The sequence below is a fragment of the Microbispora cellulosiformans genome, from assembly GCF_008728085.1.
Lineage (GTDB): Bacteria > Actinomycetota > Actinomycetes > Streptosporangiales > Streptosporangiaceae > Microbispora > Microbispora amethystogenes.
Genome location: NZ_VYTZ01000021.1, coordinates 54965 through 68478 on the forward strand (window position 1 = coordinate 54965; position 13514 = coordinate 68478).

Genomic DNA, 13514 nt, shown 5'->3' on the forward strand with positions numbered 1-13514 from the left:
GTGAAAGGACCCGACCATGACCGAGATCCGCACCTCGGCGCCGACACCCCCCGAGCAGTTTCCGGACAGCGTGCCCCTCACGGCCGAGCACCTGCTCATCAACCGCCGGATCGAACCCACCGGCGGCTGGCGGCGGCTCGTCTACCAGATCTCCGGCGGCCGGATCAACCCGTCGGAGTCGGCGGCGGAGCTGGAGCGCCGCACACTGATCGCCCAGGCGCAGACTCCCGTGGCCAGCGGTCACCACCGGATCGCGGTGATGAGCCTCAAGGGCGGCGTGGGGAAGACCACGACGACGGCGGCGCTGGGCAACACGCTCGCCTCCCTGCGCGGCGACCGGGTGATCGCGATCGACGCCAACCCGGACCGTGGCACGCTCGGCATCAAGGTCAAGTCGGAGACCGCGGCGACGATAAGGACACTGCTGGCCGAGGCGCCGCACATCGTCCGGTACGCCGACGCCCGCGCGTTCACCTCGCAGTCGTCCGCCCGCCTGGAGGTCCTCGCCTCCGACACCGACCCGGCGGTGAGCGAGGCGTTCAACGCGGAGGACTACCGCACGGTCGCCAACCTGATCGAGCGTTACTACTCGATCTGCATCACCGACTGCGGCACCGGGCTCCTGCACGGGGCGATGGGGGCGACGCTGGAGCTCGCCGACCAGATCGTGCTGGTCACCATGGTGGCGGTGGACGGAGCGAGCTCGGCGGCGGCGACCCTCGACTGGCTCACCGCCCACGGCCACGGGCACCTCGTCAAGAACGCCATCGTGGTGCTGAACGCGGTCGAACCCAAGTCGCACGTCGACGTGGACCTGCTCGAACGCCACTTCTCCGGCCGGTGCCGCACGGTGGTGCGGGTGCCGTTCGACCCGCACCTCAAGGAGGGCGCGGAGGTCGACCTGACCCGGCTGCGCCCCACCACCCGAGGCGCCTACCTGCGCCTGGCCGCGGCGGCGGGGCAGGCGTTCGGACAGCGACCGGACCGGGGCAAATAGTGGGACAGATCTTCCCCGAGCCGGAGCTCGACTGGGATCTCGGACCACCCCGGCGGTGGGACCCCCGGAATCTGATCGTCGTGATCGCGGGGGTCGTCACCGTCGTCGCGGTGGCGGTGATCGTGCTGCAGACCCGGGACTCCGAGCCGCCGGCCCCGCCGGTGCGGGCGGTCGCCCCGGCCGTCGCCCTGGCGATGCCCACCGATCACGAAGGCGACGGAGGCTACCCGGTCGGCTTCCCCCGGACCGAGCTCGGCGCGGCGTCCGCCGCGGCGGCCGCCCTGGAGGCCGCCTGGACCCTCGACGTCGGCCAGGCCGAGCAGGCCGCCGCGCTCTACGCGCCGCCGGACCAGCAGAAGGCGGCGCGTGACGGCGCGCGCGAGGCCGTACGCGGCTGGCGCGAGACCCTCGGCCTTCCCGTCGAGGGCGACCTCCCCGCAGGGGCGGCCCTGCGGACGCAGACGATCGGCGTGCAGTGGAACGTCCGCTCCGACGACCAGGTGCAGGTGTCGGTCCTGGTCAAGGTGACGGCGACCACGGGCGCCGGTGGCAACGGCCCCGTCTACTCCAGCCCGTACGCGATGAGCCTGCTCATGGCGTGGGCGCCCGACATGCGTGGCACGAACAAGGGCGACTGGGTGAACATCCCCGATCCCACGCCTCCGTCCGTGCCCGCAGCCGCTCTCCCGGGGACACCCGAGTTCGCCGCGGCGGGCTGGAAGTCCCTCGTCGATCCCCGGCCCACCCCCTAGATCGAGGATGAGCCTCATGCCCCCCCGAATTTCTCCTCGACGCGCCAAACTGGTCTCCGGCCTGCTCCTGGCCGCGGTCTCCGCCACCGCCGGCGCCGTCGCCGCACAACCCTGGACCGCCGTGGCGGAGCCCGGCAGCGGCTCCTCGCCGGACGGATCCGTCGCTCTCGACCTCGCAGGCGGCGGACATACGGACGACTCCGCCGCCCGGCACGACGACGGCGCGTCCGGCGCCCGCGAAGCCTCCACGAGCGATTCGGGCGGCGGTTCGAGTCACAGGACGTCCGCGAGCGGATCGGACGGCGGTTCGCGTACGGCGGCGTCGCACGGCGATTCCGCCCCCCGCGCCGGTCGCGAGTCCGCGCCCGCCGACGGAGGGGCGCGGATGGCACGCAGCGCGGCCTCCGGGGGCGACTCCGGAAGCGACTCCGGCTCCGGAGCCCCCCGCCTCGCCGCCGGCACCTCGGCCGGATCTTCCGGCAAGGGCGGCACGTCCCGCCATTCCTCCGGCGGTTCCCACCGGTCGTCGGGCGGGTCCGGCGGCGACTCGCGGGAGGCCGCCGACACTTCCGCGCACTCGTCGGGCAGCGGGTCCGGCGGAGACCCCGCCGGGGCTCGTACGGCCGACGGCTCGCGCCCCGCTCACGCCTCCAAGCACGGCGGGTCCGGCGGGAGCAGCACCTCGGGCGGCGGGAACCGTACATCCAAACACGGCACGTCCGAACACCGCGCGTCGGGCGGGCACAGCACCTCGGGCGGCGGCGACCGCTCCTCCACGCACAGCTCCTCCGGAGGCAGCACGTCGGGCGGTCACAGTTCTTCCGGCCGCAGTTCCTCCGGGCACAGTGCTTCCGGCGGGCACAGCGCCTCGGGCCGTTCGGCGGGCGGAAGCGGCGGCACCACGCACCAGCGGCGGCCGGCCCCCAAAGCGACCGGCGCGACGTCCCCACCCGCGCCGTCCGGATCCGGGCAGCCCGCACCCACCGCGAGCGGTGCTCCCACGGAGACGGCGACGCCCGTTCCGACCGGTCAGGAGACTCCGGCTCCGCACACCGAGACGAGCGCGACGGCGGCTCCCCGCGACACCGCGACGGCGACCCCGGCTCCGGACATCACGGTGACCCCCGCGCCCGTCCCGTCCCCCGAAACGAGCACGGCCCCGAGCACCGCGCCGACTACGGAGGCGTCGCCCGCGCCGTCCCCGGAAGACACGGACAAATCCAAGGACACCGACAAACCGAAGGACAAGGACGAGCCGAAGGACAAGGATTCCAAGGGCAAGTCCGACGACAAGCCCAAGTCTGACGACAAGTCCGACGCCAAATCCGAAGGTAAACCGGCGAAGCCGCCCAAGGCGCACCCCTCGAAGGCCGGCGGCAAAGCCGCGAAGCCGCCCAAGGGGTCGCACCCGGCGCCAAAGCCGATCGTGACCACCACCGCGCCGCCGGCTGCCGAGGCCGAGCAGGCGCTGCCCCCGAGTGGTCAGACGGGAACGATTCCCCTGCCGGTCGGCGGGTCCGGGGCGGTGCCGCCGCAGGCGGTCAACGCCCACCAGCCGTCGGCGCCGTTGGCGATCCCCGGCTACCTGCCGCTGCCGCCGCTCGCCTCCCACTCCCGTGAGGACGGGTGCGGTCACGGCTACGCCGCGGGCTGCTGGAGCCTGGCGCCCTGGCGGAGCCGTACGTCCGGATTCCCCCTGGGGGCCGTACCGGGCGGGGAGGCGGACAGCCCGGCGACGCCGCAGTGGGCGTTCGCCCCGCCTGGCGCGAAGATCCCGGTGCCCAGCCCTTCCGGCTCCGGCATTCCGGGCGTGTTCACCGCTCCCCGGGCGGCGTTCGCCGGGGCGCAGACGTTCGTCCAGGCCGGTTCGGTCGACGAACGGTCCGGGTGCTGGGCCTTCAGTCCTTCGGCGATGTGCGCGCGGGCCGACTGAGCGAACCGGGAGGACCCGTGGGTTACCCCGCCGCCGTGCCGGGCACGGTGCTCCTATGGAGCGCCATGCGGACGAGCAGGTCACGGCGGCGGCGGTCACGGTGACGCCGTGCGAGGACGGCCCGCTGCTGGTGCGCGGGCCGTTCACGCTCACCACGCAGGACGGGCGGCGCATCGATCCGGGCAGGGCGACGGTGGCGTTGTGCCGCTGTGGCCGCTCCTCGGCCAAGCCGTTCTGCGACGGCTCGCACAAGGCGGTCGGGTTCCGCGCGACGAGCGAGCCCGACCCGCCCACCTGACCCCGGCCGCCTGACCGGCCCGCCTGACCTGCTCGCCTGGCCCCGGCTGTCCTCAGCGGGACAGGGGCGGAGTGCCGGATCTGCCGTGCGTCCCGGTTCTCACGGGGACGCGAGTGGAGCGCCCGGCCGGGTCGCCCGGTGGCGCAGCCGCCGGGTCGAGTGCGCGGCCACCCGCAGGCGACGCCCGGCGTAGGGGACACCGCCGAACAGGAACCTGGCCGTGAGCGCCGCCCAGCTGCAGGTGGCGCGTTCGAGCACCCACACCGGGGCGAACAGCGGGGCCGTGGCGGGGAAGACCCGGCGGCCCCCGGCCCGGCGGCGTCCGATCTCCGCCAGGCCGGCGACCGCCGCCGCACCCGCAGCCACCAGTTCCGGGCGCCGTCGCCACAACGCCGCGCCCACGGCGGGCAGCACGGCCAGGAAGACCGCCATCCGCGCGGGCTGAGCGAGGTCGTCGTACGCCTGCCGGACGCGCTGCGACCAGAACCGCCGGGTGCCGGGCGGCAGGCGCCGGACGTACAGGTCGAGTGGGCACGCCTCCCGGCCGCCGTGGGCGCGGACGGTCCGGATGAGCTCCAGGTTCTCGAACAGCACGTCGCCGTCGTAGCCGCCCATCCGGGCGAAGAACGACCGGCGTACGCCGAAGGTCCCGGGATAGTCGGCGCCGAGGCCGCGGTTGAGCAGGGTGCGGGCGCTGTCCCAGCGGGCGTGCCAGGGGAGCGGGTGGAAGTGGTTCTGCGGGCGGACCAGGTCGGCGTTCTTCAGCAGGGCGCTCATCCGGCCGAGCGCCGCGATCTCGTAGCGCACGTCGTCGTCGGCGATGATCACGTGCTCGTTCCGGGCTCTGCGCATGCCGGTGAGCACTCCCGCCACCTTGCCGTTGGCCACGTGGATGTCGTCGTCGGGCCGCAGGTGTTCGGCGATCTCCCGCCACAGCCGGGCATGCCGTTCGAAGAGCGGCGACGGCGATCCGTCGACGACGACGATCCGGGCGTGCCGGGACAGCCTGCGGAGATAGGCGGTCAGTTCCTCCAGGCCGGTGTCGTCCTGCCAGCGCAGCGGCAGCACGTAGTCGATCGGCGGCGCGGGTTCCGGCTCGGATTCGGCCCCGACCTCGGCCTCGGATCCGGTCCCGGGCCCGCATTCGGGCTCGGTCTCGGATTCGGCCCCGGTTTCGGACTCGGATACGGGTTCGGGCGGGCACGTCGCCGGTCGGCCGGCCGGTGACCGCGGCGGAATGGGTCGCGGGAGCGGGCTTCCTCCCCGGTCCTGCGGCGGCCTTTCGAGCGGGGCCTGGGGATGCGCTCCGAGCGGCGCCTGGGGCGGGATCCCGAGTGGCTGCCTAAGGGAGGATCGCCCGGCCCGCCACCGGCCCAGCAGCCGTTCGGCGAAGATCCGGTCGAGGGCGAGCGCGCAGGCGGCGCCGTACAGGATGTCCCCGGTCAGGCCGGGATGCTCGGCGGCGAACGCGCCGCACATGTCGTGCGCGGCGATCTGCTCGTGCACGGCGTCGGCCTGCACGTGCTCCTCGAAGTAGCGGCGCGCGCCGGCGTCGCCGCCCAGCCGCCGCAGGCCCTGGCTGTAGCGGCGGTTGGGGGTCGAGGAGGTCATCTCGAACGCCGCGAGGTGCCCGAGGAGCGCGCCCCGGTGGCGGCGGTGCAACCCGAACAGCGACATGACGTTGCCGACCGCGAGCGTCGCTCCGGGAACGCTGTCCAGGTAGGCGCCGTAGGTGTCGTCGAGGCCGACCGCCCGCATGGTCGCGCGGAACAGTTCGGCGTGCATGCGCTCAGGGCTGCCCCCGCCGTACTCGTCGGCCTGGATCTCGACCAGTGCCGCCTTCGACCGGCCGAGCAGCCGCGGGATGCCCCATGTGTGCGGGTCGGCCTCCTTGAGCTGGTAGATGGACCGGTGGGCGACGAACTCGGCGAACCGGCCGAGATCGGCCCTGGTCCGCAGGTACGCGGAGAGTGAGGGACCCTGGTCGGCGGCGACCAGGGCCGCCAGGGCCCGGGGCACCTCCTCCGGCGCGGGCGCGGGCGGGCGGGGCACGAGCCGGGCCAGCTCGGCCTCGAACCACCTCTCCAGGCGTTCCCGCAGGGCCAGCACCGACGGGTGCCACTCCCAGCGGTCGTCGACGCCGTCGAAGCCCTGGTAGTGCAGCTCGTAACACACGTACAACGCGAGGTGGAGGTCCTCCTCGTCGCCGTACGCCTCGTCGGGAGGCGGGTCGAACAGGTGCGGCGGGTGGGTCAGCTCGCCGCGGAGCCGGTCGGTGATCGGGCCTCGTGGCGCGGGCAGGAGCATCAGCCCTCCAGGACGCGGTAGACGGACACGTGGGCGCGGCTGTCGTCGGTGAACGGCGTGCCCGACCAGTCGGCCCAGCGCCGTTCGCGCTCCATCCCGGCCAGCCGGGCCATGAGATCCAGCTCGCACGGCCAGGCGTAACGGTGGTTGGCCGGCAGCAGCCGCAGGCCGTCCGTGGTCATCCGCAGCTTCGTGGTGTGCATGAGCTGCTCGGCCGGGCACAGGCGGGCGGCCTCGACGACCACCTCCTCCTCGGCGACCGACAGCAGGCGCAGCGACGTCAGGTCGCGGAACGCCGCCGGGTCGGGCACCCACGCCTCGACCACGAACCTGCCGCCGGGCCGCAGATGGGCCGCCGCGTTGCGGAAGCACCGCACCTGCGCGTCCTGGGTGGGCAGCGCGAAGACGGTGTTGACGGCCAGCAGGACGAGCGAGAAGACGCCCTCGACCCGTGCCTCGGAGAAATCGCCCACGGTCACCGGGACGCGGTCGCCGCCCGGCTTGGCCCGCAGGATCTCCACCATCTCGGGGGAACCGTCGACGCCCGCCACGGGGATGCCCCGGGCGGCGAGGGGGAGCGCCAGCCTGCCGGTGCCGATGCCGAACTCCAGCACCGGACCTCCCCCGGCCAGCCGGGAGATCGTCTCGACCACGGGCTCGACGGGCAGGCGCCGCGCCGTGTCGTCGTAGATGTCCGCGATCGTCCGCCCGTACGCGGACGCGTCAAACCATTCCCCCACGTGTTTCCCCCCACGTGCCCCTCGGCCGTGCCGGTCGCACCGGCGGGCCGTCAGCCCCCGAGTTCGCGGGCCAGCGTGTCGAGCCGGTCGGCCAGTTCGTCGACCCGCCGGTCGTCGACGGGGCCGTCCCCCGTCTGGATCCGCAGGTCGCGGGTGCTGACGATCACGAGGCCCTCGGCCTGCGCCTCGGGCACGATCTCGCACCGTCCGCCGACCAGCACCAGCGTCGCGTCGGGCGACGGCGACTCCAGCAGGGCTCTGACCTCGTCCCGGCCGACGATCCTCATGACGACTCCTTCCGCCCCCCGGTCTCGTCCGCCTACCCTTTTGACCTGGTCATACACGTACGCAGACTCACGGGGTGTCCGTGGGCAGCAGCGTGCCGAGGGGGCCGAGATCGAGGTTGAGGTCGGAGGGGGACAGCCCGAACCGCTCGCACAGCTCGGTCATCGCCTCCTCCAGGCGCATCAGCGTCAGGCCCAGCGTCTCGATCTGCTCGTCGGACAGGTCGCCCTGGTCCATCCGCCGCACGCACTGCCGCTCCACAAGCTGGCGGATCAGCTCGACGAGCGTCAGCACGAGCCGGCTCAGGTCGCGCCGCACCGCCTCGGGATCGGTGTTGAGGCGCCAGGCGTCCGGCCCGGCGCGCGGGTTCCCGCTCCACTCCCCGGCGCCGGCTGTCCCGGGCACGGCGCCCATCCGCCACGGGCCCGCCCCGGCCTCACCACCCGTAGCCGTCATCGTCTCCCTCCCGTCGTTCCGCGCGGAGGTGGTCGGCCTCCCGCCCCCTTTCCGCGTACGGCTGACCGAGGGGATCGAAGGGCGCGTCGAAGGGCTCGGTGCCGCGTACGGAGCCGAGCAGCGCCCGCAGGGAGATGCGGACGAGGTCGATGTCGGCGATCGACAGCACGATGTCACCGGCGATCACCACGCCGCCGGCGAGCAGCCGGTCGAGGATGTCGACGAGCGCCACGCGCTCGGGCGGCAGACGGCCCTCGGCGGCGAGGACCCTGCCCGGCGACCGCTCCGGCGCGTACGGCGGCAGGCCGTCCGGGGTCACCGGACGCCTCCGTCCCGATCCGTCCCGAGGTCGATCATGGTGAAGGAGTACGGCGCCCACGGGCCGGTGATCTCGACGTCCAGGAACCGGTCGCGGTGGGCGGCGACCACGGCGGTGAACTCCTCCTCGTGCGCCGGGTCCACGAGATAGGCGCCGTTCAGCAGCATCGACTCGCTCCTTCCGGACAGGCGGGGATCCTGTGGCCGGTGGCGGCGGCTCGCCACGGCGAGCCGTCCCAGCTCGGCGTGCAGTTCTTCGGCCCGCTCGGCGGCCGCGCGCCACAGGTCCTCCCTGCCCCGCAGGCTCTCCTTACGGCGGCGGAGGTACGCCGCGCCGGGGCCACCGCCCTCGGGTTCGGCCGAGGCACGGGCCGGAGACGCCGCGGACCGCTCGGGGGGAGTGGTCGCGGGCTGGGCCGTCTCGCGGCGCAGGTAGGCCTTGACGCCCCACTCCCGGCGCCCCGCCACGTGGGCGAGGATCTCGGCGAAGTCGTCGTGCCGCCGGTCGAGCAGGTCGCGCACCTGGCCCTCGCCGGTGTAGACGGTCACGAGGCGCACAGGGGCCGTCGGCCCGGCGCCGGCCAGTGCCTCGACGACCGCGTGATGGGCGCGGGCGACGCCCTCCAGCCAGTCGAGGTCCTCCAGGTGCCGCCGCAGCGGCTCCTCGCCGAACTCGTCGAGCGGCACGTCGCTGACGTGGGCCACGAGCCCGCCCCGGGCGACCGGCCGCACCACGCCGCCCCCCACACCCCGCAGCCCCCCGCCTGCCGCGCCGCCCTGCAGGCCACCGCCTGCCGCGCCGCCCACCACGCCGCCTTCCTGGTCGTACGCCTCGCGGGCGGGCGTCACCGCGTACAGGTAGACGCCCTGTCCGGGGGACCCCGCCCCGCCCGTGCCGTCGGCGCGCGGTGCGTCCGCCGGGCCGGGCGGCGGCGGCCGGGTCACGTCGGCGGGAGCGTGGTCAGTCACGGTCGCGCTCCCGGTCGCGCGGAGTGTCGCGCGGGCGGGCGGGCCGCCGGGCGGCAGAGGTTCCGGTTTCCCCGCGGCTCGCGGACGCGGTGTCCGTGTGGCCGCCGGGGCGCTCGTACCGGCTCTCGCCCGGTTCCAGCTCCGCCCGGTCCTCCCAGGCGAGCAGGCGCTCCTCGACCGCGGTGAGGCGTTCGCGGAGGCGGCGGTTCTCCTCGACCAGTTCCCGGTCCTTGCCGCTGAGCCACGGGTCGCGTTCCCACCAGTCGATGCCGATCTCCCGGGCGGTGTCGACCGAGGCGATGACCAGCCGCAGCTTGATCGTCAGCAGCTCGATGTCCAGCAGGTTCACCCGGATGTCGCCCGCGATCACGATGCCCCGGTCGAGTACGCGCTCCAGGATGTCGCCCAGGTTGGTCGACTCCCGGGGCATGGCGGACGGCGGCGCGTACGACTCCCGCAGCACCGGACGCGAGCGGGGATCGGTCATACGCCACCGCCGAACGCGCCCGTGCCGCGCCGGTAGGTCCGGGTGCGGCGATAGGACAGGAGGTCGCCGTCGTCGTCGACCTGCACCTCGTAGGTCGACAGCATGTCGCTGGAGGACGGGATCCTGCGGTCCTCGACGACCTCGACGTCGACCACCCAGCCGTCCTCCAGGGGTTCCACCAGCGTGATCCCCTCGGTGTCCTTGGACGTCAGGTCGGCGATGTACCGCAGGCCGAGCCGACCGGCCGAGGCCGCGTTCAGCGGGCGCCGCCGGCGCGGCTCCTCCTCGCCGGCGTCCTCGTCGAAGCGGTCCTTCCGTCGCGGAGGCACGCGACGTCACCCTCTCCGCGTCCCGCTCATGAGGCGCAGGATCTCCTCCACGGCCTGGGCCTCCTCCTCTTCGGAGATCTGTCCCGAGCGCCTGGCCTCCTCGATCGCCTCCAGCCGCCGCCGCACCGCCGCCGGGTCCTTCAGCTCGTGCTCGACCTGCTGCTGGATCAGCTCGGCCAGCCGGATCACTCCGTGGACCGGGGCGAGCGGCCAGGTGAACAGCATGCTGACCAGTCCCACGGCGGCCTCCCTCCAGATGATGACGGGTCGGGCTGACGAGTCAGCTGACGACGAAGTCGTACGGCGCCATCGGCCCGAGCAGGCGGACCTCGACCCGGGCGCCCCACTCGCCGCGCAACTCCTCGACGGCCCGCTCGAAGTCGTTCCGGCGGTCGTTCTCCACGAGGAACGCCACGTGCGCGGCGTCGCGTTCGTGACTGGGCTCCCGGACGACCGCTCCCGCGGTGACGGGCTCGAACCGGTCGACGACCGCCTGCGTGTCGGCCTCCCGCTTGGCGGCGATGATGTGCGTGATCAGCTCGCCGAGCCGCATCCGTTCGCTCCGCGTCACCTCTTCGGGCAACTGCCTGATCCGGTCGCGCAGCTGTCTGGCCTCGGCGCTCTCCGACAGCACCTCGATGAGCACCGGCTGCTCGGCGTACCGCGCCTTGAGGACGAACTGCGCGCGGCCCTCGATCTGCTTCAGCGCCGCCGCGAACGAGTCGTGGTGCGGGGCCAGCAGTTCCTCCACGACCGCCTCCGGCGTGGTCATCACGGCGCCGAACCGCAGGGGGAGCACGGGGACCTCGGCGGCGACGTCGTCGAGAAGCTGCTCGTGGGCCACGAGGTCCTGCGCCCGGCCGAGCGGGCGGTCCACGTCGACGTCGCTCACCAGCGCGGCGATCTCGCCGTGCCGGACGATCCTGACCTTGGCCGGGGGATCGCCCACTCCGAGGGCGTCCTCGGTCATCTCGACGTCCTCGGGGAGGATGCCGTAGACGTAACATGCGACGTCCGGACGGGTCTCGGCGCGGTCGCCGGGTCCGGACTCCCTGATCGCGCGGGACATCTCAGTCCTCCTCCCGTCGCCGGCGGCGGGCCCGCGGGGCGGGTTCCTCCCCGTAGTTCGTCATGAGGTCCTGCAGCTTCTCCCCGGCCGCCTCCAGCACGCCCTGCGCGATGCCCTTGGACTTGCCGCGGGCGATGCTCTGCGGCGCCTCCGACAGGAGGTCGGGCAGGCCCTTCTGCTGTGAGGCGATGTCGAGCCGGTTGACCGCCTCCGCGAAGCGGAGATAGGTGTCGACACTCGCGACGACGACCCGCACGTCGATCGTCAGGATCTCGATCCCGACCAGTGACACCCGCACGTACGCGTCGATCACGAGGCCCTTGTCCAGGATCGTGTCGATGACGTCCGCCAGGCCGGATCCCGACGACCGGCCTGGCAGTCCGCCGCCGCCCCCCGCTGGTGGAACGGCTATCGTCATGGGCGTTTCCTCCTTTGTCGGGTGCCGTGGTCAGATGTCCCCGCGTGTCACTCCTGGGGCCGGCGGCGCCGGACCGGACGCCGTGCCGGCTGCTCGGGCTCGCCGGCCTCCTCGGCCCCGCGCTCCTGCTCGCCTTCGCCGCGCTCGGCCGCGCTCTCCGCACGCCGCCGTGCGGGCGTCCGGGCGCCACGCCGCGCGGGTTCGGCGGTCCGGGCTCCGCGCGTCCGGGTGGTCCGCCGTTCCTCGGGCTCCTGTTCCCCCGCTTCCCGCTCCGGCGCGCGTCGCCGTGTGACCACCCGGGCCCTGGCCCGTCCGCCCGCCTCGGCGCGAGCCGGAGCCCGCTCGCGCTCCTCCTCCTCTTCGGGTTCCTCCTCGCCCTCTTCCTCTTCTTCTTCCTCTTCGAGTTCCTCGGGGGCCTCTTCCTCTTCGGGCTCCTCCTCGGCGGCCTCTTCCGCGCCTTCTTCCGCGGCTTCTTCAGGGGCCTCCTCCGCCGCCTCGGCGGCCTCTTCGGGAGCCTCTTCGCGGGCCTCCTCGCCCTCTTCCTCTTCGCGCTCCTCGCGGAGGGCCGTCTCGTGGTCCTTGACGACCTTGCTGTCGCGGATCTCGCCCCGCCAGCCCTCGATCTCGTCGGCGTGCAGCAGGGTGTTGTTCATTACGTGCCGCCTGAAGTGCTTGAACTCCAGCCGGACCCGGCGGCCCTGGGCCCGCCACAGGTTGCCGATGCGTTCGAACAGGCCCTGCGGGTTGTACTCGATCACCAGCAGGACCCGGGTCATCTCGGGTGTGACCTCGTGGAAGGTGACCGAGCCGTCCGGCCAGCCCTTGGGTCCCTGCGACCGCCAGACGATCCTGCTGTCGGGGACCTGCTCGACGATGGTCGACTCCCATGTACGGTGCGACCACCAGACCTGGGCCTTCCACGCGAGCTTCTCGTCGGACTTCTGCTCGACCGTCTCGACCTTCTTCATGAAGCCCGGCCAGTCCTCGAACTGCGTCCACTGGTTGTAGACCACGCGGATGGGCGCGCCGACGTCGAGCGACTCGACGATGTTGGTGAGCTTCAGCTTCTTGCCCTTGCGGCCCTTGCCCTTGCCTCCGCCGCCGCCGAACAGGCCCTTGATCTTCTCCTTGCCGTACGCGAACAGGGCGGCGCGCACGGGGTGACTGCCGCCGCCACCGCCGCCCTCGGTCAGCGCCTCGGTGAGGGTGCCGAGCAGGCCGCCTCCGCCGGTGGCGCCGAGGCGGTCGGCGAGCGACCGCAGCAGCCCCTGGCCACCCTGGCCGCCGGTCAGCCTCTCGGTCAGGTTGCCGAGCACTCCGGGACCGCCGTTCCGCTGCCTGCCGGTGACCGCGTCGAACAGGCCGGAGCCACCCTGGTCCACGTATTCGGTGAGACGGCCGGCCATCCGGTCGACCCTTCCGGCCACACCGGACAGCGCGCGTTCCGCCGCGGCCGTCAGCAGGTTCTGGACCTCCTGGCCCAAGCGCTCGGTGGGGAGCGCGGTCTCTTCCGATTCCCGTGCCCGTTCCCGTGTCTCCTCGGTCATGGGCTCACCTCCGGGTCCGTGTCACGGGCCGTGCAGACCGGGCTCGGGGCCTGGGCCGCTCCTCGGGCTCGGGCTCGGGCTCGGGCTCCTCTTCCTCTTCCTCGTACGGCTCCTCCTCGTACTCCTCTTCCTCCTCGTAGGCCTCTTCGGGCTCGGGCTCGGCCCGGCGCGCCCGCCCGCGCCCCGGCCTGCGGCGGGGCTCCTCCGGGCGTTCCTCTTCCTCTTCCTCCGCGGCCCGGCCGCGCCCCCGGGGCTGCCGGAGCGCCTCCGCGCGTTCGTGCAGCTTGTCGCTGAGCGTGTCGATCTGCCGGCTGGTGGCGCGCCTGGCCGCGGCCTTGCCGATGTCCACCAGGTCGCCGCGGACCCGATCGGTGATCTTGCTGAAGTCGGGGGCGGCTCCGCCGAGGATCTTGGGCACCTGCTCCAGGAGGGCGCCGGCGGCTCCCTCTCCGCGCAGGCGGGCGGCGAGAATGGCCAGGGCGAGCACCAGCGCGAAGCGCAGCTTGTGATGCCGCCCCAGGTAGTAGCCCGCGATGACGGCCAGCGCCACCTTCAGTCCGTCTTTCATGATCGCGCCTCCTACTGGCCGGCCCGGAGCGCCGATGCCGG

17 protein-coding genes are annotated in these 13514 nt (G+C 73.6%); 4 read left to right on the forward strand and 13 right to left on the reverse strand.

The genetic code is table 11. The features are described 5' to 3' along the window. Positions 1-16: 16 nt before the first annotated feature. Genes F5972_RS34455 through F5972_RS34470 form a run of 4 tightly spaced genes read left to right on the forward strand, consistent with a single transcriptional unit; the run spans position 17 to position 3980 of the window. Positions 17-997 (forward strand): MinD/ParA family ATP-binding protein, encoded by a 981-nt coding sequence (locus F5972_RS34455; protein ID WP_150939930.1) that lies wholly within the window; start codon positions 17-19, stop codon positions 995-997. Then, complete coding sequence (locus F5972_RS34460; RefSeq protein WP_150939932.1) at positions 997-1749, forward strand: hypothetical protein; 753 nt, start codon at positions 997-999, stop codon at positions 1747-1749. Before F5972_RS34455 ends, F5972_RS34460 begins: the two co-directional genes overlap by 1 nt. Positions 1750-1765: 16 nt before the next feature. Beyond that, a complete protein-coding gene (locus F5972_RS34465; RefSeq protein WP_150939934.1) occupies positions 1766-3682 on the forward strand; it encodes a hypothetical protein in 1917 nt (638 codons plus the stop codon). Positions 3683-3737: 55 nt separating this feature from the next. Continuing rightward, on the forward strand, positions 3738-3980 hold the full coding sequence (locus F5972_RS34470; protein ID WP_150939936.1) for a CDGSH iron-sulfur domain-containing protein: 243 nt from the start codon (positions 3738-3740) through the stop codon (positions 3978-3980). A gap of 99 nt (positions 3981-4079) precedes the next feature. On the opposite strand, the gene F5972_RS38605 is transcribed toward F5972_RS34470, so the two are convergent. The 13 genes from F5972_RS38605 to F5972_RS37655 all read right to left on the reverse strand — a co-directional run bounded on the left by F5972_RS38605 (position 4080) and on the right by F5972_RS37655 (position 13473). Next, positions 4080-6287, reverse strand: a complete 2208-nt coding sequence (locus F5972_RS38605) for an iron-containing redox enzyme family protein (RefSeq protein ID WP_225312162.1) — start codon at positions 6285-6287, stop codon at positions 4080-4082. After that, a complete protein-coding gene (locus tag F5972_RS34485; RefSeq protein ID WP_150939938.1) occupies positions 6287-7027 on the reverse strand; it encodes a class I SAM-dependent DNA methyltransferase in 741 nt (246 codons plus the stop codon). The genes F5972_RS38605 and F5972_RS34485 overlap by 1 nt, the downstream gene beginning before the upstream one ends. 50 nt (positions 7028-7077) lie before the next feature. Then, positions 7078-7314 carry a hypothetical protein gene (locus tag F5972_RS34490; RefSeq protein ID WP_150939940.1) on the reverse strand — a complete coding sequence of 79 codons (237 nt, stop codon included), beginning with the start codon at positions 7312-7314 and terminating at the stop codon, positions 7078-7080. Positions 7315-7381: 67 nt separating this feature from the next. Further along, a complete protein-coding gene (locus tag F5972_RS34495) occupies positions 7382-7768 on the reverse strand; it encodes a gas vesicle protein K (RefSeq protein WP_225312163.1) in 387 nt (128 codons plus the stop codon). Beyond that, positions 7749-8087 carry a gas vesicle protein gene (locus tag F5972_RS34500; RefSeq protein ID WP_225312164.1) on the reverse strand — a complete coding sequence of 113 codons (339 nt, stop codon included), beginning with the start codon at positions 8085-8087 and terminating at the stop codon, positions 7749-7751. The genes F5972_RS34495 and F5972_RS34500 overlap by 20 nt, the downstream gene beginning before the upstream one ends. Then, positions 8084-9055, reverse strand: a complete 972-nt coding sequence (locus tag F5972_RS34505; RefSeq protein WP_225312165.1) for a GvpL/GvpF family gas vesicle protein — start codon at positions 9053-9055, stop codon at positions 8084-8086. Before F5972_RS34505 ends, F5972_RS34500 begins: the two co-directional genes overlap by 4 nt. Next, entirely contained in the window at positions 9048-9542 is a 495-nt protein-coding gene (locus F5972_RS34510) for a gas vesicle protein (RefSeq protein WP_225312166.1), read from the reverse strand. The genes F5972_RS34505 and F5972_RS34510 overlap by 8 nt, the downstream gene beginning before the upstream one ends. After that, on the reverse strand, positions 9539-9871 hold the full coding sequence (gene gvpO, locus F5972_RS34515; protein ID WP_150939942.1) for a gas vesicle protein GvpO: 333 nt from the start codon (positions 9869-9871) through the stop codon (positions 9539-9541). The genes F5972_RS34510 and gvpO overlap by 4 nt, the downstream gene beginning before the upstream one ends. Positions 9872-9877: 6 nt before the next feature. Continuing rightward, on the reverse strand, positions 9878-10111 hold the full coding sequence (locus tag F5972_RS34520; protein ID WP_150939944.1) for a gas vesicle protein GvpG: 234 nt from the start codon (positions 10109-10111) through the stop codon (positions 9878-9880). Positions 10112-10151: 40 nt separating this feature from the next. Continuing rightward, positions 10152-10940: a GvpL/GvpF family gas vesicle protein gene (locus F5972_RS34525; RefSeq protein ID WP_150939946.1), complete on the reverse strand. Its 789-nt coding sequence runs from the start codon at positions 10938-10940 to the stop codon at positions 10152-10154. A 1-nt stretch (position 10941) separates the two neighbouring features. Next, positions 10942-11358, reverse strand: coding sequence for a gas vesicle protein GvpJ (gene gvpJ, locus F5972_RS34530; protein ID WP_150939949.1), 417 nt, complete (start codon positions 11356-11358; stop codon positions 10942-10944). 47 nt (positions 11359-11405) lie between these two features. After that, positions 11406-12905, reverse strand: coding sequence for an SRPBCC family protein (locus tag F5972_RS34535; RefSeq protein ID WP_150939951.1), 1500 nt, complete (start codon positions 12903-12905; stop codon positions 11406-11408). 4 nt (positions 12906-12909) lie between these two features. Further along, positions 12910-13473: a hypothetical protein gene (locus F5972_RS37655; protein ID WP_191910461.1), complete on the reverse strand. Its 564-nt coding sequence runs from the start codon at positions 13471-13473 to the stop codon at positions 12910-12912. Between the last annotated feature and the right edge of the window lie 41 nt (positions 13474-13514).

What these genes read in the sequence shown, in the direction of transcription:
- F5972_RS34455 (WP_150939930.1), top strand. Translation starts at nt 17, where the DNA reads ATGACCGAGATCCGCACCTCGGCGCCGACACCCCCCGAGCAGTTTCCG.
- F5972_RS34510 (WP_225312166.1), bottom strand. Translation starts at nt 9,542, where the DNA reads ATGACCGATCCCCGCTCGCGTCCGGTGCTGCGGGAGTCGTACGCGCCG.
- F5972_RS34470 (WP_150939936.1), top strand. Translation starts at nt 3,738, where the DNA reads ATGGAGCGCCATGCGGACGAGCAGGTCACGGCGGCGGCGGTCACGGTG.
- F5972_RS37655 (WP_191910461.1), bottom strand. Translation starts at nt 13,473, where the DNA reads ATGAAAGACGGACTGAAGGTGGCGCTGGCCGTCATCGCGGGCTACTAC.
- F5972_RS38605 (WP_225312162.1), bottom strand. Translation starts at nt 6,287, where the DNA reads ATGCTCCTGCCCGCGCCACGAGGCCCGATCACCGACCGGCTCCGCGGC.
- F5972_RS34495 (WP_225312163.1), bottom strand. Translation starts at nt 7,768, where the DNA reads ATGACGGCTACGGGTGGTGAGGCCGGGGCGGGCCCGTGGCGGATGGGC.
- F5972_RS34535 (WP_150939951.1), bottom strand. Translation starts at nt 12,905, where the DNA reads ATGACCGAGGAGACACGGGAACGGGCACGGGAATCGGAAGAGACCGCG.
- F5972_RS34490 (WP_150939940.1), bottom strand. Translation starts at nt 7,314, where the DNA reads ATGAGGATCGTCGGCCGGGACGAGGTCAGAGCCCTGCTGGAGTCGCCG.
- F5972_RS34465 (WP_150939934.1), top strand. Translation starts at nt 1,766, where the DNA reads ATGCCCCCCCGAATTTCTCCTCGACGCGCCAAACTGGTCTCCGGCCTG.
- F5972_RS34525 (WP_150939946.1), bottom strand. Translation starts at nt 10,940, where the DNA reads ATGTCCCGCGCGATCAGGGAGTCCGGACCCGGCGACCGCGCCGAGACC.
- gvpJ (WP_150939949.1), bottom strand. Translation starts at nt 11,358, where the DNA reads ATGACGATAGCCGTTCCACCAGCGGGGGGCGGCGGCGGACTGCCAGGC.